We start from the raw sequence: 20977 nt of genomic DNA on the forward strand, positions 1-20977 counted from the left end.
CTGAGGAGGAACATATGAAAAAACAAGCATTCAAATCCGGATTCGTTGCGATCATTGGACGTCCAAACGTGGGGAAATCGACTTTGATGAATCAGGTGATTGGACAGAAAATTGCAATTATGTCGGACAAGCCGCAAACGACACGTAACAAAATTCACGGGGTGTACACATCGGAGCAACAACAGATTGTTTTCCTGGACACGCCGGGTATTCATAAACGTCAATCCAAACTTGGCGATTACATGAACCAGACTGCTCTGAACACCCTCGGAGAAGTGGAAGCAGCGCTGTTCTTGATTGACGCTTCTGAAGGGATGGGTGGCGGTGACCGATATATTGCGGAGCAGTTGAAAAATATCCGCACTCCTGTCATTCTTGTCATGAACAAAATTGACAAAATTGAGCCGGAGGCATTGCTTCCGTTGATTGAAGAATATCGCAAACTGCATGATTTTGCTGAAATTGTGCCTGTATCTGCCATGCTGGGAAGCAATGTAAGCACCTTGTTGGAACAGCTTGGAAAGTATTTGCCTGAAGGTCCGCAGTATTATCCCGATGACCAGGTTACAGACCACCCGGAACAGTTTGTTTGTGCAGAGTTGATCCGTGAGAAAATTCTACAAATGACTCGTGAAGAAGTACCTCACTCCATTGCCGTAACGATTGAAGATATGAAAGTACAGGATAATGGTGTCGTTTATATCTCAGCTGTCATATTTGTGGAAAGGGATTCACAAAAAGGTATTATCATTGGCAAACAAGGTGCTCTCTTGAAAGAAGTGGGTAAACGAGCTCGACATGATATTCAGAACCTGCTCGGTTCCAAAATTTTCATGGATTTGTGGGTCAAAGTGAAAAAAGACTGGAGAAATCAGGATCGTGTTCTGCGAGACCTTGGTTTCGGGCGTGAATAGTCGATATTACGGGATATGACATGAGAGTTGAAGCTCATATCCATTAATTGCAACACATAGTTTGTCTTGCAGGACTCCATCCTATCGGGTAGAACCAGACGTCATTTCCGAAGAGAGGATGAATTTCCGATGCGGGATTTTTCGTGGAAGGTATTTGCAATGACAGGGGATGTTGAGTCCTATTTGTTATATACCGAGACGTGTAACTCGTCAGGGCAGGAGTCAGACACTGCAAGGGAAGTGAGTGAAGACGAAGAAGCTACAGAATAAAGGGCTGATTCAGGAATGGTTAGGTGACGAGGCATGTTATATAGGGTGGAAGGCATTGTCATCCGCAGCATGGACTATGGTGAGGGAAATAAAATAGTAACACTGTGCACTGAAAGTGGCGGTAAAGCAGGTGTACTTGTTCGCGGCGCCAAAAAGCCCAAAAGTCGGCATGCAGCACTGGTGCAGCCCTTTACTTATGGTCAATATGTTTATTTTCGCAATACAGGTCTTGGTACACTGAATGCTGGAGAAATTATCGAATCCAATCATGAGCTCAGGGAAGATTTGGTGAAGGCTTCCTATGCTTCCTATGTATGTGAACTGCTAGATCGGGTGCTCCAGGATGAAGAAACGGGTGCCTTTTGGTTCAAGCAATTAAAAGCGTGTTTGCAGGCTTTGAAAGAAGATAAAGATCCTTTAGTCATTATAAGTCTGTATGAGATGAAAGTATTACAGGCAGCTGGTTACGGGCCACAGCTGGATGAGTGTATTTCGTGTAACCAAGAGCGTCCTGATGAGCAGTTATTTATTAGTCCCAGACTTGGTGGTGTCTTATGCAGGGCGTGTAAACATTTTGACCCGCCAGCGATGGCCGTTAGTGCAAAGACTCTGAAGTTGCTACGCTTGTTTGTGCGACTGGATCTGCAGCGCTTGGGAAACATATCTGTAAGTGATTCTACCCGTAATGAAATCAAAAAAGTAATGCGAGCTTTCATGGATCACCAGTTAGGTCTTCATCTCAAGTCCCGTTCTTTCCTGGATCAGATGGAAAAGTACGGGATTTGATTTGTGATCAAACTTGAAAAATAATGATTGACTTCATACTTCATTTTATATATTATGAAATATAAATTCTCTTTTTGGAGACATGCATTGAACGAGAAAGTAGGAAACGGGATTCATCATATGATTGATATACGAGCTGTATTATGAAAATCTTGTGTATCGATGATAAGCGAGTCAGGGATGGTGGGAGCCTGGTTGAATCCGTTTGTGAACAAGGCACTCGGGAGCATGAATGGACACGGAAAAGTGGGCCGGATCAAACAAGGATTTGTTTGACTCAGGCCAAGTAGGGTGGAACCGCGGGAACAGCTCTCGTCCCTACGTCTGTACATCAGGCGTAGTAGGGCGAGGGCTATTTATTATGGGTTGTACCCCTCCTATGCTTGTTAACAAACTACCCGAAAAGGAGCATGATTATGAATTTTCAGCAGATGATCTTGACGCTGCAACAATTCTGGGCCGAGCATAATTGTATTATCGTTCAGCCATATGACACGGAAAAAGGGGCAGGTACGATGAACCCAATGACCTTTTTACGTTCACTTGGACCAGAGCCTTGGAAAGTGGCTTATGTTGAGCCTTCCCGCCGTCCATCCGATGGACGTTATGGTGAGAACCCTAACCGGTTGTATCAGCATCACCAGTTCCAGGTCATTATCAAGCCTTCTCCGGACAACATTCAGGAAATCTATCTGGAAAGTTTGAATCGTCTGGGTATTGATCCACTTAAACACGATATCCGGTTTGTTGAAGATAACTGGGAGAATCCTTCGCTTGGCTGCGCAGGTCTTGGTTGGGAAGTTTGGCTGGACGGGATGGAGATTACACAATTTACGTATTTCCAGCAGGTCGGCGGAATTGAGACCAATCCGGTAGCTGTGGAGATCACGTATGGTATGGAGCGTCTCGCCTCTTATATACAGGAAAAAGAAAATGTATTCGATCTTGAATGGGTTGAAGGCATCGCTTATGGTGATGTGTTCCGTCAGCCTGAATACGAACATTCCAAATATACGTTTGAGATCTCAGACGTTAAAATGTTGTTTACCCTTTTCAATATGTACGAAGAAGAAGCGAACAAAGCGATGGCACAGCATCTGGTATTCCCGGCTTATGACTATGTGCTGAAATGTTCCCATACCTTCAACTTGCTGGATGCACGCGGCGCTATTAGTGTTACAGAACGCACAGGGTACATTACCCGTGTCCGCAACCTTGCTCGTCAAGTGGCGGCAACATATGTGGAAGAGCGTGAGAAGCTGGGCTTCCCGCTGATCAAGAAAGGGGGGGCCGAGAATGTCTAAGGATCTGTTGTTTGAAATTGGTCTGGAAGAAGTGCCTGCACGTTTTATGCGCGCAGCCATTGCACAGCTTCAGGAACGCATCGTGAAATGGCTTGATTCATCCCGTATTGCGTATGGTGAAGTGCAAACTTACGCCACACCTCGCCGTCTTGCAATTCTGATTCATAACGTAGCAGAGAAACAGGAAGATGTGGAAGAAGAGGTAAAAGGACCTTCCCGCAAAATTGCACTGGATGACAGCGGCAACTGGAGCAAAGCAGCACTTGGATTTGCACGTAGTCAAGGTGTAGAACCTGATCAATTCAGCTTCAAGGAACTGAACGGTGTGGAATACATTTACGCAACGAAAAGCAGTAAAGGTGTAGATACAGCATCGGTTATTGGCGAAGGTTTATTATCGGTGCTGCACGCAATGACTTTCCCGAAATTTATGCGCTGGGCGTCCTATGACTTCAAATTTGTTCGCCCGATCCGCTGGATTGTTGCACTGTTTGGCACGGAAGTGATTGATCTTGAAGTAACGGGCGTAAAAGCAGGCAATGTAACGCGTGGACATCGTTTCTTAGGCAATGAAACGGTTGTATCCGAGCCTTCAGCTTACGTGGATGTGCTGCGTGCTCAGCATGTCATTGCAGATGTAACTGAACGTGAGCAGATGATTGTATCCCAGATTCAGGCACTGGCTGCCGAGAAGAACTGGAATATTGCGATCAAGGAAGATTTGCTCGAAGAGGTCGTGTTCCTTGTGGAGACGCCGACGGTATTGTTCGGTACATTTGATTCGTCATTTCTGAACATTCCGCAGGAAGTGTTAATTACGTCGATGCGCGAGCATCAGCGTTACTTCCCTGTATTAAATCAGGAAGGTCAACTGTTGCCATACTTTGTTACGGTTCGTAATGGCGGCAGTGATTCACTTGATGTCATCGCCAAAGGTAACGAAAAGGTGCTGCGTGCTCGTCTGTCTGATGCGAAGTTTTTCTACGAGGAAGATCAGAAGCTACAGATCAAGGACGCATTGTCGAAACTTGAGAGCATCGTATTCCAAGAAGAACTTGGCACGGTGGGGGATAAAGTTCGCCGCATTCGCAAAATCGCTGACAGCCTGGCTGCTAAGTTGCAAGTATCTGGCGACGTGGCTGAATCGGTTAGCCGATCCGCAGATATCTGCAAGTTTGACCTTGTTACGCTGATGGTTGGGGAATTCCCTGAATTGCAAGGTGTAATGGGTGAGGATTATGCTCGAAAAGCTGGTGAAAAAGAGCAAGTTTCCAAGGCCGTGTTCGAACATTATCAACCTCGTTTCGCTGGTGATCAGTCTCCTGCATCTCTTGTGGGTGCAATCGTTAGTGCGGCAGACAAAATCGACACAATCGTAGGCTGTTTCTCGATTAACATTATCCCTACAGGCTCTCAGGATCCTTATGCACTTCGACGTCAGGCAGCGGGTATTGTACAAATTTTGCTGGATCATCAACTTCCCCTGACCTTGTCCGATGTATTTGGTGCAGCACTTGAAGTTCATGCGCAGATGAATCTGTTGAAACGTGCAGATGCAGAGGTTCGTAAAGATCTGCAGGACTTCTTCGCATTGCGTGTAAAGAAATTGCTTTCGGAGACGGTACGCTATGACGTTGTTGATGCAATCATTGCTTCCGGATTCGATGATATCAGTGCGATCGTTCCGAAAGGCGAGGCATTGATGAAAGCCGTGCTGGCAGCGGATGAATTTAAAACAACATTGGAATCGTTCAACCGGGTAGGGAACCTTGCAGCTAAAGCATCGAACGCTTCCGTACATCCTGAACTATTTATAGAAGATGGAGAGCGTCAGCTATTTGATGCATGGAATCAAACGAACGGGAACTACCGCGATGCTTTGTCTAAGCATAATGCTGTAGAATCTTTGGCTATCGCTTCATCATGGAAGGGTGCCATCACGTTGTTCTTTGATTCTGTCATGGTCATGGCCGAAGATGAAGCGGTTCGTGCGAATCGACTTGCTCTGCTTGCAGCCATAGATCAGGATTTAAAAGGTTTTGCTGACTTCTCCAAATTAGTTGGATAAATCTTCTTAAATTCAATGATTATATTCGTATAACTCAGCAGAATATAAGTACAGTATTAAAGAACGATATAAGAGGGTATAAATATACGGAACGGGTTGTTTCAGTGTTTGAACAGCCGCTCCGTATTTTAGCCTCTGTTTTTCTCCATTCAGTACAGAAGGATTTTCAGTGACCGAGGTCGTATATTACAATATGCAGATATTTTATGAAACCGGGTGGTCTGGGTTTGAGTGAATTGAATATACGTCACATCGTTGTTGATGGAGATGCTTGCCCGGTCAAGACCGAGATTGCTAACACAGCACGTCTCTTTCATATTCCTGTACTGTTGGTCTCTTCCTTTGATCATTTGCTGCAAGGAGGAGAGGGTGTACGCACCGTACAAGTGGATCGGAGTGATCAGAGCGCAGATTTGTACATTGCGAATCATATCAAGCCGTATGATGTAGTTATTACGCAGGATTACGGACTTGCGGCGCTTGCGCTTGGCAAACGGTGTTATGTTCTATCGTTTAGAGGTCGAGAATTTAATGATCGGGATATTGATTTTATGCTCGATTCCCGTCATACTGCGGCAAAAGCTCGGCGAAGAGGGCATTATGGAAAAGGTCCAAAACCCTTCACGGAGCAGGATCGAGAAGTTTTTCAACATAAACTGACAAAACTTTTGAAAGATTTGCAGGAGAATGTGTAAGTTTATCGAATTATATTTACGTGTTAGAAGAGATGAAGGTGGCCGAGATGAGTACCGGACAAGGCGGTATACCCGAAAGTATTATTGAATCGGTATTGCAGCAACATGATATCGTCGATACGGTAAGCCGATTTGTACATCTGACCAAGCAGGGGAAGTATATGAAAGGCCTCTGTCCTTTTCATTCGGAGAAGACGCCTTCGTTCACCGTCACACCTGAGAAACAGATTTTCTACTGCTACGGTTGCGGCACGGGCGGAAATGCCATCAAATTCAGGATGGAAATCGAAGGGTTATCCTTTCCCGAGGCTGTCAAAACGATGGCAGAAGAAAGTCATATCTCCATGGGGGACTGGCAGGGGCGCGAAACAGCCCATGTTAATCCGGAGACGGCACGTCTGCTGGAAGCTTATGAGCTAACCGCTAAGCTGTATCACTTTTTGTTGAAAAATACAGAGCATGGCAAAGTGGCCATGGAATATTTACGCTCACGCGGTATCGGTGACAAATTGATTGATCAGTTTCAGATTGGTTATGCTCCAAATCGCTGGGACACGCTCGTACAATTCCTGGAAAAGCGAAGTTATCCGCTGGAAGAGATGGAGCGAGGCGGACTTCTGTCAGAGCGAAGTGAAGGTCACGGATATGTGGACAAGTTCAGAGACCGAATTATGTTTCCGATCCATGGCAGGAGCGGCAAGCCGATTGCATTTGCGGGGCGGATATTGGGAGATGGACAGCCGAAATATTTGAACTCCCCGGAAACCCGGTTGTTTAACAAAGGTCGTGTTCTTTACAATCTGCACCAGGCTAAAAATGCAATACGCAAACAGAGACAAGTCATTTTGTTTGAAGGATACGGTGATGTGATCTCCGCATGGGATCAAGATGTTCAGAATGGTGTTGCAGCTATGGGTACGGCGCTTACGGAGAATCAGGCTTTGATGATCAAAGGCATGTGTGATGAAGTTATCCTTTGTTATGATGGCGACCGGGCCGGACAGGCTGCCGCAATGAAGAACTTTCCTATTTTGGAGGAAGCCGGATTACAGGTTAAGGTGGCGCTCATTCCAGAGGGACTTGACCCGGATGATTTTATCCGAAAACACGGCGGTGAACGATTCCGTAACCAGATTATAGATGGCGCTGTAACGACTACAAAATTTAAGCTTATAAACCTCAAAAAAAACCATATACTGCTAGAAGGCGGCGGACAAATCGCTTATTCCAAAGAAGCAGTAAAATTGATTGCTCCCTTGTCTTCACCAACGGAGCGCGAAGTATATCTTCGTGAACTTGCGGCTGAAGTCGATGTATCCTTTGAAACATTGAAGCAAGAATGTAACGAGGAACGGGAAGCGATGAAAAATAACGAGGATTATGGGGATAATAACCCGAAAAGGTGGAATAATGGTAGGCAACAAAATAGGCATGTGCCTACACCCAATCTGTTGCCAGCGTACCATTCTGCTGAGCGCAAACTGATCGCCTGGATGTTACAGGATGATGAAGCGGCTCAGTATGTAAATGAACATCTTGGCGAGGCTTTTAACTTGGATGATCATGCAGCAATTGCTGCTTATCTATATGCCTATTATGCGCAGGGCAAACCGCCGGATACAAGTCGTTTTATGTCTTCGTTGCATGATGATCGTTTGGAAAAGACGGTCAGCTCAATCTCGATGATGGATGGCCCAGGTGAATGGAGTATCCAGGTGCTCGATGATTGCATCAGGGAAGTATTGAAGTATCCGCGCAAAAAACAGTACGATCTGAAAAAAGAAGAAATGATTGCTGCAGAGCGGGCAGGTGATTCTGTACGCGCGGCACAAATTGCACTTGAGATGATTGCCCTAGAGAGACAGTGAACGTCTGGATGACTTGGATGTTTCTAGGGAGGAGGGAGTCGAGTTATGGCGAATGATCAGCATACTGAACTAGAAACAGAATTAACACTGGATCAGGTTAAGGATCAATTGATTGAATCAGGTAAGAAAAGAGCTTCATTGAACTACAAGGAAATTATTGAGAAACTCTCACCGTTTGAGCAGGATGCAGAGCAGATGGATGAGTTTTACGAACAGCTTAGCGACCTCGGTATCGATGTTGTTAATGAAAATGATGAAGAGGTAACTCTTCGTCCTAGCGAGGATTCCGAAAACAATAGTCGAGAGGGAGACGATGAGTTCCATTTTGATGATGATCTAAGCTTGCCTCCTGGTATCAAAATTAATGACCCTGTACGGATGTACCTCAAGGAGATTGGACGTGTACCTTTGTTGTCAGCCGACGACGAAGTACAGCTCGCCAAACGGATTGAGAATGGGGATGAGGAAGCGAAGCGGCGTCTGGCCGAGGCCAACCTTCGTCTCGTTGTCAGCATCGCGAAGCGTTATGTAGGACGCGGAATGCTGTTCCTAGATCTGATTCAGGAAGGTAACATGGGTCTGATTAAAGCGGTAGAGAAGTTTGACCATAAAAAAGGTTACAAGTTCAGTACGTATGCAACATGGTGGATTCGTCAGGCCATTACACGTGCTATTGCTGACCAGGCACGTACCATTCGTATCCCTGTGCACATGGTAGAAACAATTAATAAGCTGATCCGGGTATCCCGTCAGCTGCTGCAGGAACTAGGACGCGAACCAACTCCTGAAGAAATTGCTGCAGAGATGGATCTGAGTGTAGAAAAAGTACGTGAGATTACAAAGATTGCACAGGAACCGGTTTCCCTCGAAACACCAATTGGTGAAGAGGATGATTCCCATCTGGGTGATTTCATCGAGGATCAGGAAGCACTGGCTCCGGCAGATGCTGCTGCCTATGAACTCTTGAAAGAACAACTTGAAGATGTTCTGGACACCTTGACAGAGCGTGAAGAGAATGTGCTTCGTCTGCGTTTTGGTTTGGATGATGGACGTACGAGAACACTCGAAGAAGTAGGTAAAGTGTTTGGTGTTACGCGTGAGCGTATTCGTCAGATCGAGGCCAAGGCCCTTCGTAAATTGCGTCACCCGAGTCGCAGCAAACGACTCAAGGATTTCCTCGAATAATTGAACTGTGGGAGACTTTCTGCGAGACGCTTTGGCGGCGGCGGGGTCTCCTTTAGTTTTAATTTTAACAGTTATATTTCTTTCTTTTGGAAATTCATCCTTGAAATGTTTGATTGGATTTTATTTTATCGCTTTTCTTCACTCAATGCAAATCAATAAATTAAATGAATGGTGTAGGTGCTCCATGAAACTTTCGAATCGATTACAACGAATACATGATCAAATTCCTGCAGGAAGCCAGTTGGCAGATATCGGCTCAGACCATGCTTTACTGCCTGTCGCTGCAATTCGCAGTGGAAAAGCCATAAATGCAATAGCTGGAGAAGTGAATCCGGGGCCATATGATGCTGCTTGCAAACAAGTCAGTGACGCCGGAATGAAGGGGCAGATTACGGTACGTCGTGGAGACGGACTCGATGTCATTACTGCTGGAGAAGTCGAGGTTATTACTATTGCTGGCATGGGCGGCGCATTGATTGCTTCCATTCTGGATCGAGGAATCGCCAAACTGGAAGGTGTACAGTTGCTGATTCTGCAGCCCAATGTAGGCGAGGATATTCTGAGACGCTGGTTGTTAGATCACCATTGGGTTGTCGTAGCCGAGCAGCTTCTTGAAGAAGACGGCAAGATATATGAAATTATTACCGCGATGCCGCAGGCCAGCAGTCCAATTGCAAATGAAGAGGTATACCGCGCTCGTCCTTTACAAGGTGACGTGGAATTGACTAAAGATTTGCTACTACGTATGGGGCCATACTTGACGGACCGTCCAACGGAAGTATTTTTTGCCAAATGGGAAAGTGAAATTGTCAAATTACAGGGCGTGTTACAGTCCATCTCCAAATCCGATCAGGATTCTTCCAAAGACAAAGCAGCTGAAGTGGAGGGGCTTATCGCAAGTTTGAAGGAGGTATTGGCATGTTTGCCAAAGGTCAAACAGTAATTCAACTGATGGAGCGACTTGCTCCAAAACATCTGGCAGTACCGGATGATCGTATTGGTCTGCAGTTGGGCAGTCTGCAAAAGGAGATTACTCATGTTCTCGTGGCGCTGGATGTCACAGACGAGGTTGTGGATGAAGCGATACGGATCGGAGCCAATCTGATTATTGCCCATCATGCTATTATTTTCCGTCCCGTAAAATCACTCAGTACCGATACACCTATGGGCAAATTGTATGAGAAGTTGATCAAACATGATATTGCAGTATATATCAGTCACACCAATCTTGACGTAGCCGAGGGTGGCATCAATGACTGGATGGCGGAGGCACTCGGAATAGACAGCAAGGAATCGCTGGAGGATGTGCATACAGACCATCTGTACAAGCTGGCGGTATTTGTGCCAAGGACGCATCATGAGCAGGTGTTACAAGCGGTTCTGGAGGCTGGGGCTGGCAGTATCGGTCAGTATAACAAGTGCAGCTTCAGTACGGAAGGAACAGGCACATTTGTACCTGGTGAAGGCACACAGCCTTTTATTGGATCTCAGGGTCAGATGGAACGTGTGGAAGAGATGCGTATTGAGACGATCGTACCTCAGAGTTTGAGAAACAAGGTCATTCAGGCGATGTTAAAGGCGCACCCTTATGAAGAAGTGGCGTATGATCTCTATGCGATGGATTTAAAAGGGCGTACACTTGGCCTGGGACGTCTTGGACCACTTCGGGAACCTAAAACCCTTGGCGAACTGGTAGAGGTCGTGAAAGCTAAACTGAACGTGCCTCATGTTCGTGTCGTTGGCGATTTGAGCAAAAAGATTAAAAAAGCGGCCGTGCTCGGCGGTTCAGGCAGCCGTTATGTGCTTACTGCACGTTTCAAGGGAGCAGATGTTATTGTAACCGGGGATATTGACTATCACACAGCACATGATGCTTTGATGGCAGGGATGTGTATCATCGATCCGGGTCATAATACAGAGAAAATCATGAAACCTAAAACGGCCGAGTGGCTGCGTGCCCAGTTTGCAGAACAGCGATATGAGACACAGGTGTCTGCATCCGAGGTAGATACAGAAGTATTTCGTTTTTTGTAAAAAAGGGATGTAACCTGATTTCCATTAATATTTAGCTTGTATGGGATAGCAAATGCCTGTATACTATGTAATGTTGTTCGGAAAGCTTGACAGACAATCGCTGGTGGCCTTTGTTGCCACGAGAGGAAAGTCCGGGCTCCACAGGGCAGGATGCTGGATAACGTCCAGTCAGCGCGAGTTGAAGGATAGTGCCACAGAAATGGACCGCCGATGGCCGGATTTTTCCGGCACAGGCAAGGATGGAACCGAGGTGTAAGAGACCCCGAGGAACGCTGGTGACTTCGTTCCTGGTAAACCCCATCTGGAGCAAGACCTAATGGGACACGGTCACCTCTTTGGAGGGGACAGCCTTAGCCCGAGGTGTGTCTAGGTTGGTCGCTTGAGCTGTGCAGCAATGTATGGCCTAGATAGATGATTGTCGCTTCTGGTGGGAGGGTAGTTCCCGTTTGAACCACGAAGAGCACAGAACCCGGCTTACGGTAAGCTTTCCTAACTGCAACAACTATACTTTTAATGATTCCTGTTCATGACAGGACAGGTTATATAAAATAAGGCGGCAGATTCGGTTTAACGAATTTGTCGCCTTATTTTTTTAAAATTTTCATTCATGGTGAAAAGAGAAACACGCACACATTAAGAAAACCGCCTATTCCTCATATGGCATAAGCGGTCAATGGTTATGGTGGTCAATTACAAATCAGTACAGTTTCATGACTGCCAATTCGTTACATCGTAACGAATTGGTCTGATTGATTGGAAGCATGCCAGCGCTGGATCGCGCGATCCATCCGCTCAACGGCTTCTGGAAGAAGCTCAGGGTCTGTATGAGTGAAGTTAATGCGCATCCGGTTAAGTTCTGGCGTGCCTGCATAGAACGAATCCCCGGGTACAATACATACTTTTTCCTGAATGCCATAAGTGAATAAATTGGTGGCGAGCATACCCTCGGGCAATTGAAGCCACAGGAACATTCCACCTTGTGGTGAGTTCCATGTGATGCCATTCCAAGATTTGGACGCCATCAGTGCGGTCAGCTTTTGCATACGCTGCTCATAGTCTTGAGAGATCTGACGAATATGAGCATCCAGATCAAAGGTTTCAAGCAAGGCATGCAGTGCCCGCTGATCGATGCTGCTGGAGTGCAAATCGGCCCCTTGTTTAGCCCGGGCTGCAATTTTGACAATGTCGGGAGCGGCCAGAATCCAGCCTGTACGAAGACCAGGAGCTACCGTTTTGGAAAAGGTGCTGGTGTAAATCACGTTCGAAGGTCCCTCATAGGAAGCGGCATCCAGTGCAGCAAGGGCAGGAACGTCTAGCTGTTCCGGGTTAAAGCGGATTTCACCATAAGGGTCGTCTTCCAGAATAAGCACATTATATTTACGACATAAATCTACAGCTTGTTGTCTTCTTTCCCGTGACCATATTTTTCCTGTCGGATTGGAGAACGTAGGGTTAATGTAAACGAGTTTAGGTCGGTGCAGTTGAAGCTGCTCCTCAAGCGATTCAGGCAACATGCCGTGATCATCACAGGCTACGCCATGCGAGACGCCTTGATAGGACTGGATGACCTGCAAGGCTGCGAGGTAAGTGGGGGATTCAACGAGCACGCGATCACCAGGGTCCACGAGGATACGGCAGATCAGGTCAATGGATTGCTGTGATCCTGTAGTCAAAAGCATATGGTCAGGTGAAGCCGGCAGTCCTTTTGATTCCAGGCGCTCGGCAATTTTGACACGAAGAGGTCGGTAGCCTTCCGTCTCTGCATATTGAAGAGCGGCTGATCCGCTCATAAATACTTTTTCATAAGCCAGGCGAATAGCCTCCAGTGGAAATGAAGTCTGTGCTGGCAATCCTCCAGCAAGTGAGATCATTCCAGGTGCCTGAGCAGCCTGTAACATGTCACGAACGACAGAGGACGGGGTGTTTTGTGCCATTTTGGACCAAGGTGTATTCATATTATTCTCATCTCCTGTTATTCACTGTTATACTGATATTATAAACTATATTAGGCGTAACACACTATAACAGTAAAACAACGATCATAACAGTTGGGGGTGATGAGTAGACATGCATATTGAGTTAAAGCGAGGAAGCAGTACCAAATTATATATGCAGATTGCCCTGACGCTCGCGGATCGCATCCGCTCAGGTTTGATTGAACCGGGAACCCGGCTGCCATCCGTTCGTAAGATGACTGCTAATTTGGGCGTTAGTTTGGTTACAGTAACCAAGGCCTATGCAGAACTGGAGGCCATTCAACTGATCCGTTGCTCTCAGGGGAAGGGTTGTTACGTAGCCGGAATCGAGCCTTCCACACAGATCAATCGCACGGGGCAGGAAGATCTTGCCCACAGAATAAGCAACAGTGACTCGGGCGGATCGCTGAACTGGCAGATGACCCTGGTTGATTATTTGCCCAGAGCGCAACTGTGGAGGCATTTTGACGCATCCCCTCAAGTCCGCTATGAACTGCATATGTCGGCCATTCAGCCCGAGTTATTACCTACGCGTGATATTATCGACAGTGCGTATCATCTATCTTCAGATCATGCGGAGCGAATGGCGGCTTATGGATCTTTTCAGGGAGATTGGGAACTCAGACAGACGTTTGCAACACACTTCGCTTCTCGCGGACTTCAAGTCACACCTGAAAGAATGTTAATCACGAGCGGTGCACAGCAGGGGATTGATCTGGTAGCTCGTACATTTATTGGTCCTGGTGATGTTGTCTACATGGAGGCACCCACGTATACAGGGGCAATTGACGTATTTACGAGCCGTGGGGCCAAGATCATTACTGTTCCTATGGACAACGAAGGTATGCGTATTGATCTGCTTACTCGCTTGTGTGACACGTATCCGCCGAAGCTGATTTATACGATCCCTACCTATCACAATCCAACAGGGATAACGATGAGTGCCAGAAGACGGGCTCAGTTGCTTAACATTGCACAAAGTTATCATTGTCTTATTCTGGAGGATGACCCGTTTGCAGATTTATACTTCCGTGACCCACCTCCTACTTCCATCAAATCTATGGATAGTGCAGGACATGTCGTTTACATTAAAAGTTTCAGCAAAGTGCTGTCTCCAGGTTGCCGTGTAGCTTGCGCTATAGCGGACGGGAGTGTACTCACCCGGCTTGTAGCCGCCAAATCAACGGCCGATCTGGGGAGCCCTCTATTAACGCAGAAGGCATTGCAGGCTTACATTCATAATCAGTACGATACTTATGTATATCAGCTCAGAGAAGAGCTATACTCGCGCTTGTGTGCTGCTTCAGACGTGTTGGAACAGCATGCGACAAGGGATATGCAGTGGCGTCTTCCCGAGGGCGGGCTTAATTTGTGGCTGGAATTCCAGGGGAACATGGACATACATGAGTTGCATCGGCAGTCACTCGCTGCGGGGGTCTCTTTTCTGCCTGGTTCTGCCTGCTATGTTGCTGAGAGCGACACTTCCAGTTTACGGATATGCTTCACTGTGACGAGTTCCGAAGCATTGAAGCAAGGTCTTCGTATTCTGTGTACTGTCATTGATAAGGTCTCTTCACAACAAGCCGGGGCAACGGCGGACAGGCTACCGCTTATTTAATTTTAGAATAATGGACATCCATCCATACCACATCGGCCTCACTGCAATAGGTTATAGTATCACTTGAAAGGGAGTTGGTTTGAAATGAACCACTGTTGTCCACAGGTTTCGCCGATTGTATGTGACCCGATCCAGGTTATTCAGGATTATTACATTCCCCAGATCGTGCCCGTAATCCACCCGATTGAAATTGTGAAGCAACATCACTGTGTTCCGATTCCTCACCATATGTACCCGGTCGTTATAAGAGAAGAAGGCCCGATGTATGTATCCAGCCATAAGAAAAAATCCGTGAAAAAATCTAACAAAGCCCGCACCACTTCACGCAAACGCTAATCGCAGCGAATGCCCCGGGGAAAAGAACCAAACCAAAGAGCAGCATACGCCCCGGGGCGCAGCTGCTTTTGTTTTTGTATAAGTTGAACCAACTTATATTGATTATCGAATATATTTTTTCATCGTATTATCCATCTGTTGTCTGACATGCTGCGGCCAAAACTGTAGCGGAGCACTGCTTCCAGATGCGGCCTGCAATGCTTTATATACATCAATCTGCCCATAGCCATAGTATTTATCGTGGCCGGGCTCACCCAGATCAATTACACTCTGCCGCATCAGATCCATGACTTCGGTATTGGTCAAATCCGGGTTGAGTGAGCGAATTAATCCTGCCAGCGCCGCGACGTGCGGACTTGCCATGGATGTACCTGACAGAGCGGCATACTGGTTATCCGGATAGGTACTTGCGATACTTGATCCCGGAGCCATCACATCCACATAATCGCCGTAGTTGGAGTACGACGCTTTATTCATATCCGGGTCTGTGGCCGAGACAGCAAAAACTTCAGGATAAGCAGCGGGGTATCCTGGACGCTCCGTATTATCGTTTCCAGTTGCAGCAATAAGCACGATATCTCGATCAAAAGCGTATTTGATGGCATCATGAAGGAATTGGGCATCGGCATAATTGCCCAGACTCATGTTAATAACTTTTGCGCCATGGTCAGCCGCCCAAATGATACCCTCAGCAACCGCATAGGTTGTACCCGATCCTGAGTTGTCCAGCACCTTGACGGGAAGAACCTTATTGTACCAGCTCATGCCAGCCACACCTTCGTTATTGTTCACGATGGCCCCGATAATACCGGCAACATGAGTGCCATGACCGACATCATCCAGCGGTTTGTTGCCCGGGTTCACGACATTGTATCCTTCGAGCAATTTGCCTTTAAGATCCGGGTGATTCACATCAACGCCTGTATCAACTACTGCTACGATAACATCTTTGTTCCCCTTTGTGATATTCCACCCGCGGTTTGTCTCAATGGCAGGCAGATTCCACTGATAATCCGAGAATAAAACATCGTTAGGGATAGGTACATCCGGTTGTTCAGTAGCCGTTTCGTTGGTTAAGTACATATAGTGAGGTTCCATGTATAACGGGTTCCATTTACTTCCGAAATAATCCCGCAATTGTTTATAATTCATCGTCTCAGACCGAAAAACATACGTATAACCGAGCTTGCGGACAGACTGCATCTTCAAGTCAGAACGAATCATTCGCATATCCCGTTCACCGGGATCTTGCCGGAAACGAATCACGATTTCATTTTCGTAAAAATGGCTTGCATTGGCGTTGTCATGTCCTGTCTTTACCGTAATTTCATTTAGGGTGTCGGGATGAACGGATTCAATTTTGAATTTTCCTTCACGCGGGTATGGGATCATTCGTAAGTTTTTGCGCTGATGTTGCTCAACGGCATTTAATACGCTTTGACTAAACAGAGCGATGATGGCTCGTTTTCCATTCTTGGAGGGCTGTCCCATTACAAAGTACTTTTCTTTTCCGAGTGGAAACGAAGAGGACTCGAAGCTTTGACGTTTGTTCACCGCTTTCTTTGCCAAATTCAGTGTGTGATTTAATTTTTGCTGCTCCAGCTTACTTCCTGGTTTGAACGTACGGTCAAATCGTTTGCTTGATGGGCTGTGTAGATTCATAAGTTGAATGGATCGAATGTGGCCATGTGAATCTTGAAGTTCTTTCATATACCGGGTTAGCTGTGCATCAGTCATCGTGGCCGTTTTATCCAGTATAATTCCAAGGTGTTGTTTGGCATCTACACGGGTCAACAGATCGGTGGCTTTAATATCTTGAACTTTCAGACGTTGTTTGCTTGCATGCTCCTTCTGAGGATTTTCTTGCATCGCGCTCGGTGTGGGTACGGTACGGTTGGATGTGGGAAGCAGTATAGCCAGTGCTAATGCGCCAGCACCTGCTGCAAGAGCCCAGTTTATCCACTTTGGTCTGGACATGGATAGAACCTCCTCGTTCATTATGGACAATGATCATATGGCGTGCCAAGGTGCATCGTCGTTGTCACGGATGTAGTTATCGTTAGGAGAAGCACGTTTTTTTATGCAAAAGAGTTCTGAGCCTCTTTAGCAGATCACGCTTGTTCCATGACATAACTGGAAAGCGCGATTAAGGGATACCGCTCGTCAACTTTTTATGGTAGGATTATATCTGAGTATTCAAAAGGTCAGGGAACATTTACTGTTTGGCCGACCTATATGTAAATATGTAAGGACTTATTTAAGGGGGAGCTACCTTTATGTCAGCAGCCAATGTACAGAAAACATGTGAGTCAACCAGAGAAAAATTAAAACCGGCGATCGATCGAATCGAAAAGTTTTTGAATGAAAATGCTTTGCCTGAACTGGATCAAAACCAGACGGAGGAATCAACTGCCTTCTACAAAGGATTTCTATCCGATCTCCGTCATTTGCTTGTTTTTTCTGAAGTTTCTTACGAAAAACTTGGCGTTGTGCTGCGTCGTGCCAACTTTGATGTCGAATTTGCCGAAAAGGCTCTTTATAATACGTATCACCAAAGTGTAAACAGCTTTTTCTATCCGAAAAATGAGTGTTACTCCGAGGACGGAAGATACGCTTACACAGGTCAGGATGCTATTCGTTTCCGTGACAAGCCGATTCGTGCGGTACGCGATGTTATCCTGGAAATTTCCAAGACTTATGAAGAACTGCGCGACGATCTGGCATATTATGAAAGTGACTACCTGACTCAGCGTCGTATGCAAAATCAACGTAATCACGCTTAATTATACGCAAAACCTAAACCGCCCTTGTGGCGGTTTTTTCGTGTTTGGATTCGGATTTAAACGCTTTTTGATTGAAAGAGACGTTGGGCGCATGCTGATCCCGACATGTTATCATCTGGCATTTTGACGGAGAATATCGGATTTAGCAGGGGGAAACAATAGGTGTCGAGGTGATAAAAAATGAGCCATGACAAACCAATTGTCAAATGCAGCGTCTCCAACTGTAATTTTTGGGGAGAAAACAACTTTTGCCAGGCCGATGCCATCATGATTGACATTGACCAGCACGCTACCCGTCGTCTGCATGAGGAATTTGCCGGAGAGACGTTTGACTCCGATCATCATGATCATGCACGTACCTCTTCAGCCACCTGCTGCCACACATTTAAACCCAAGTAAGCAGTCATCCAATTATAACGGAGGTGCTTTCACGTGAAAAATGATGATTTTAAAGACACTCGTCAGGATCGTTATAACACAGAAGCGAAGGGTGAACATCAACGACAGCGTGTGGATTATCCCAGGAAATCATTTCGTGAAGAATATGGGGCGGAGATAACGCCGCCGCGAGCCGTTGTACGAACCGGGGATAGAGACCGTGGACGTTTAGAACAGGTACCTCAGAAACATGAGGCAGACCGTGTAATGGAGTCTACAGGCCGTGTTGCAGGTTATATGGGGCTTGCCTTTGGTATTGCATCATTATTCATGTGGTCTATCGTGCTTGGACCTGCTGCGGCAGTGCTTGGTTATTATGCGTTTGTGAATGGTCGTAAAACAGCAGGAGCCTGGGCGATTGGATTGGGTATCGTGGCTACGCTGAGTTACTTTTTTATGATTCCTTTTGCACGTTAAAAAAGGGAACTTACACCCTCGCGGCTCAGATTGATCCTTTATCCGTGAGGGAAGTTAGTAGCCTTCTGTATTCACCTCTTTATGGTGAGGACAGAAGGTTTTTTTCGCATTCACGCATATTTAAACGTCTAATCAGCTATTTTTTATGAAAATGATGGAACCTGTCTGTAAAAACATGTAGAATAAAGTCATTAAGCTTGAATGAAACGGGAGTGGATATAACCCATGCAAATTGATCCACGCAGTTCGCGGCAATTACTGGAACTGCAACTGTCCAATAATATGAATAACCCTACGAGCGGATCAGCTGTGCAAGCTGGCTCGACGACTGATTTTTCGAATGTGATGGATGGATTGTTACATGCTGATACTGGTGGTCAAAACGATTCAGGGAATCAGGCTATGATCTCCAAGAGATCGAACGATGGTCTGTTGTGGCTGCAACTGGGAAGCACCTATAGTCCGGATATCAATACAGTGAGTTCGACCGGAACAGACAGTCTGGAATCCTTGCTTGCTTTATCCAGTGCAGGACAAGCCGACTCTGGCCAATCCGTACCTACGGATTTTGAATCACTTATCTCACAGGCAAGTAAGAAATACGGCGTACCCGAATCTTTAATCAAAGCCGTCATCGATACGGAATCAGGTTTTAACCCAAGCGTTGTCTCTTCTGCAGGTGCTAAAGGTCTGATGCAATTAATGGATGGAACGGCAGCTGGACTCGGTGTGAGCGACTCCTTTGATCCAGGTCAAAATATTGATGCGGGAACCAAATATTTATCACTGCAGCTCCAGCGTTTTGGCGGGCAGGAGAAAATGGCTCTGGCTGCCTATAATGCTGGCCCAGGACGGGTGTCCAGACTCGGTGTCTCGAACGATAATGAATTGATGAGTATGCTTCACCGTCTGCCTGTGGAAACACAGAATTATATTGCTAAAGTGGAACGAGCTCGCTCCAAATATATGAGCTAGAATGGACATTTTCGGAGCATATCCCGAACAAAGAGATCCAACTGAAAAGACAGGCTTTTGTGCCTGCTTCTGGTTGGTCTTTTTTTTGTGTTGTACGGAGATCATGGTACAATGCTCACTATAGGTTAATGAACGAACCGATAAGGAAGGTGCACCTCGTTTTGAAATATTTTGATTATGCGGCAACGACACCTCCATATCCGGATGTGGTTCGCACGATGGCGGAAATTATGGAAACACAGTTCGGAAACGCCTCATCGATTCATGGATATGGGGAGCGGGCAGACCAATTACTGCGCCGGGCGCGTGCTGGCTGCGCTGCTACAATCGGTGTGAAGGCAGATGAGATTGTATTTACATCCGGGGCAACAGAAAGTAATAATCTTGCAATCAAAGGGGCTGCACTCCGGTATTGCTCACGGGGGAAACATATCATAACCACGGCAACAGAGCATGCATCTGTGTATGAGAGTGTGCTACAGCTGCAGCAATGGGGATGGGATGTAACTTTTGTACCTGTGGATTCGAGGGGTGTCGTTACTGCTGAGCAGGTTCTGAAGGCTATCCGTTCGGATACGGTACTTGTTAGTTTGATGCATGTGAACAATGAGACCGGGGCGGTTCATCCGATAGATGAGATTGGCAATCAGCTCAAAAAAAACGCGCCGCGTGTCCTTTTTCATGTGGATGGTGTTCAAGGTTTTGGGAAAATGCACGTTGCACCTGCGGAGTGGAAGGTGGATCTGTTCAGCTTGTCCGCACATAAAGTTCGTGGACCCAAAGGTGCGGGGCTCCTATATGTAAGAAGCGGTATAGAACTTACTCCGCTTCTGTCAGGCGGTTCGCAGGAACATGGGATCAGGGCAGGGACAGAGAACACGGCTCTGATTGTGGGTATGGCCAAGGCGATGCGAATTGCGGCAGAGGCACAAGTTGATTTTTCAAGGCGTATACGTGTACTGCGTGACCGCGTCATGGAGACAATCACTGCCATCCCTGAGCTTCAACTCAACAGTACTCAAGAAGGAGCGCCACATATCATACATTTCTCCTATCCTGGCATGAAGGCAGAAGTGGCGCTGCACACGCTCGAGCAGCTTGGATGTACGGTGTCCACCCAGTCTGCATGTTCCTCGCGTTCGGCTGAGCCAAGCCGGGTGCTGCTTGCTATGGGTAGAGATGTTGCTTGTGCCGCTGGTGGCTTGCGGATTAGTTTCGGTGATGAACATACAGAAGAAGATGCAGCTATGCTGGAAAAGGCACTGCATCAGATGGTGGCACAGCTGCGGCCACTCGAAAGGCGGATGTAA

The 20977-nt window shown here is 46.5% G+C and carries 19 protein-coding genes and 1 other RNA gene; 18 read left to right on the forward strand and 2 right to left on the reverse strand.

What is annotated here, in order from left to right; all coding sequences use genetic code 11:
* Positions 1-14: 14 nt before the first annotated feature.
* The 11 genes from era (at position 15) to rnpB (ending at position 11616) form a co-directional block, all read left to right on the forward strand.
* Entirely contained in the window at positions 15-914 is a 900-nt protein-coding gene (gene era / locus ACR8BL_RS25325) for a GTPase Era (RefSeq protein ID WP_434750098.1), read from the forward strand.
* 129 nt (positions 915-1043) lie between these two features.
* The gene (locus tag ACR8BL_RS25330; protein ID WP_434750099.1) at positions 1044-1184 is read left to right on the forward strand and encodes a YqzL family protein; all 141 of its coding nucleotides are present in this window, start codon (positions 1044-1046) and stop codon (positions 1182-1184) included.
* A gap of 33 nt (positions 1185-1217) precedes the next feature.
* On the forward strand, positions 1218-1970 hold the full coding sequence (recO, locus tag ACR8BL_RS25335) for a DNA repair protein RecO (RefSeq protein ID WP_434750100.1): 753 nt from the start codon (positions 1218-1220) through the stop codon (positions 1968-1970).
* Between the two features lie 416 nt (positions 1971-2386).
* Entirely contained in the window at positions 2387-3274 is an 888-nt protein-coding gene (gene glyQ, locus ACR8BL_RS25340; protein ID WP_090914724.1) for a glycine--tRNA ligase subunit alpha, read from the forward strand.
* A complete protein-coding gene (gene glyS / locus ACR8BL_RS25345) occupies positions 3267-5342 on the forward strand; it encodes a glycine--tRNA ligase subunit beta (protein WP_434750101.1) in 2076 nt (691 codons plus the stop codon). Before glyQ ends, glyS begins: the two co-directional genes overlap by 8 nt.
* Before the next feature lie 206 nt (positions 5343-5548).
* Positions 5549-6037 carry a YaiI/YqxD family protein gene (locus tag ACR8BL_RS25350; RefSeq protein ID WP_434750102.1) on the forward strand — a complete coding sequence of 163 codons (489 nt, stop codon included), beginning with the start codon at positions 5549-5551 and terminating at the stop codon, positions 6035-6037.
* Positions 6038-6084: 47 nt separating this feature from the next.
* A complete protein-coding gene (gene dnaG / locus ACR8BL_RS25355; RefSeq protein ID WP_434753247.1) occupies positions 6085-7905 on the forward strand; it encodes a DNA primase in 1821 nt (606 codons plus the stop codon).
* 45 nt (positions 7906-7950) lie between these two features.
* The gene (gene rpoD / locus ACR8BL_RS25360) at positions 7951-9090 is read left to right on the forward strand and encodes an RNA polymerase sigma factor RpoD (protein WP_434750103.1); all 1140 of its coding nucleotides are present in this window, start codon (positions 7951-7953) and stop codon (positions 9088-9090) included.
* 184 nt (positions 9091-9274) lie between these two features.
* Positions 9275-10033: a tRNA (adenine(22)-N(1))-methyltransferase gene (locus ACR8BL_RS25365; protein WP_434750104.1), complete on the forward strand. Its 759-nt coding sequence runs from the start codon at positions 9275-9277 to the stop codon at positions 10031-10033.
* Complete coding sequence (locus ACR8BL_RS25370; RefSeq protein WP_434750105.1) at positions 10009-11124, forward strand: Nif3-like dinuclear metal center hexameric protein; 1116 nt, start codon at positions 10009-10011, stop codon at positions 11122-11124. Before ACR8BL_RS25365 ends, ACR8BL_RS25370 begins: the two co-directional genes overlap by 25 nt.
* 81 nt (positions 11125-11205) lie before the next feature.
* Positions 11206-11616: RNase P RNA component class A (gene rnpB, locus ACR8BL_RS25375), an RNA gene on the forward strand.
* 233 nt (positions 11617-11849) lie between these two features.
* Here the strand turns inward: rnpB and ACR8BL_RS25380 are convergent.
* A complete protein-coding gene (locus ACR8BL_RS25380; protein ID WP_434750106.1) occupies positions 11850-13079 on the reverse strand; it encodes a PLP-dependent aminotransferase family protein in 1230 nt (409 codons plus the stop codon).
* Between the two features lie 112 nt (positions 13080-13191).
* Between ACR8BL_RS25380 and ACR8BL_RS25385 the strand changes: the two genes are divergently transcribed.
* Positions 13192-14718, forward strand: a complete 1527-nt coding sequence (locus tag ACR8BL_RS25385; RefSeq protein ID WP_434750107.1) for a PLP-dependent aminotransferase family protein — start codon at positions 13192-13194, stop codon at positions 14716-14718.
* Between the two features lie 84 nt (positions 14719-14802).
* Positions 14803-15054 carry a hypothetical protein gene (locus ACR8BL_RS25390; RefSeq protein ID WP_434750108.1) on the forward strand — a complete coding sequence of 84 codons (252 nt, stop codon included), beginning with the start codon at positions 14803-14805 and terminating at the stop codon, positions 15052-15054.
* A gap of 102 nt (positions 15055-15156) precedes the next feature.
* On the opposite strand, the gene ACR8BL_RS25395 is transcribed toward ACR8BL_RS25390, so the two are convergent.
* On the reverse strand, positions 15157-17031 hold the full coding sequence (locus ACR8BL_RS25395; RefSeq protein WP_434750109.1) for a S8 family peptidase: 1875 nt from the start codon (positions 17029-17031) through the stop codon (positions 15157-15159).
* A gap of 299 nt (positions 17032-17330) precedes the next feature.
* On the opposite strand from ACR8BL_RS25395, the gene ACR8BL_RS25400 reads away from it, so the two are divergent.
* The 5 genes from ACR8BL_RS25400 to ACR8BL_RS25420 all read left to right on the forward strand — a co-directional run bounded on the left by ACR8BL_RS25400 (position 17331) and on the right by ACR8BL_RS25420 (position 20977).
* Entirely contained in the window at positions 17331-17837 is a 507-nt protein-coding gene (locus tag ACR8BL_RS25400) for a YpuI family protein (protein WP_434750110.1), read from the forward strand.
* Positions 17838-18017: 180 nt separating this feature from the next.
* Positions 18018-18236, forward strand: a complete 219-nt coding sequence (locus ACR8BL_RS25405) for a DUF1540 domain-containing protein (RefSeq protein ID WP_434750111.1) — start codon at positions 18018-18020, stop codon at positions 18234-18236.
* 33 nt (positions 18237-18269) lie between these two features.
* Complete coding sequence (locus tag ACR8BL_RS25410) at positions 18270-18692, forward strand: hypothetical protein (protein WP_434750112.1); 423 nt, start codon at positions 18270-18272, stop codon at positions 18690-18692.
* Positions 18693-18917: 225 nt separating this feature from the next.
* Complete coding sequence (locus tag ACR8BL_RS25415) at positions 18918-19667, forward strand: lytic transglycosylase domain-containing protein (RefSeq protein ID WP_434750113.1); 750 nt, start codon at positions 18918-18920, stop codon at positions 19665-19667.
* Positions 19668-19828: 161 nt separating this feature from the next.
* Positions 19829-20977, forward strand: coding sequence for a cysteine desulfurase family protein (locus ACR8BL_RS25420; RefSeq protein WP_434750114.1), 1149 nt, complete (start codon positions 19829-19831; stop codon positions 20975-20977).

This window comes from Paenibacillus amylolyticus (genome assembly GCF_051136285.1).
GTDB classification, from domain to species: domain Bacteria; phylum Bacillota; class Bacilli; order Paenibacillales; family Paenibacillaceae; genus Paenibacillus; species Paenibacillus amylolyticus_F.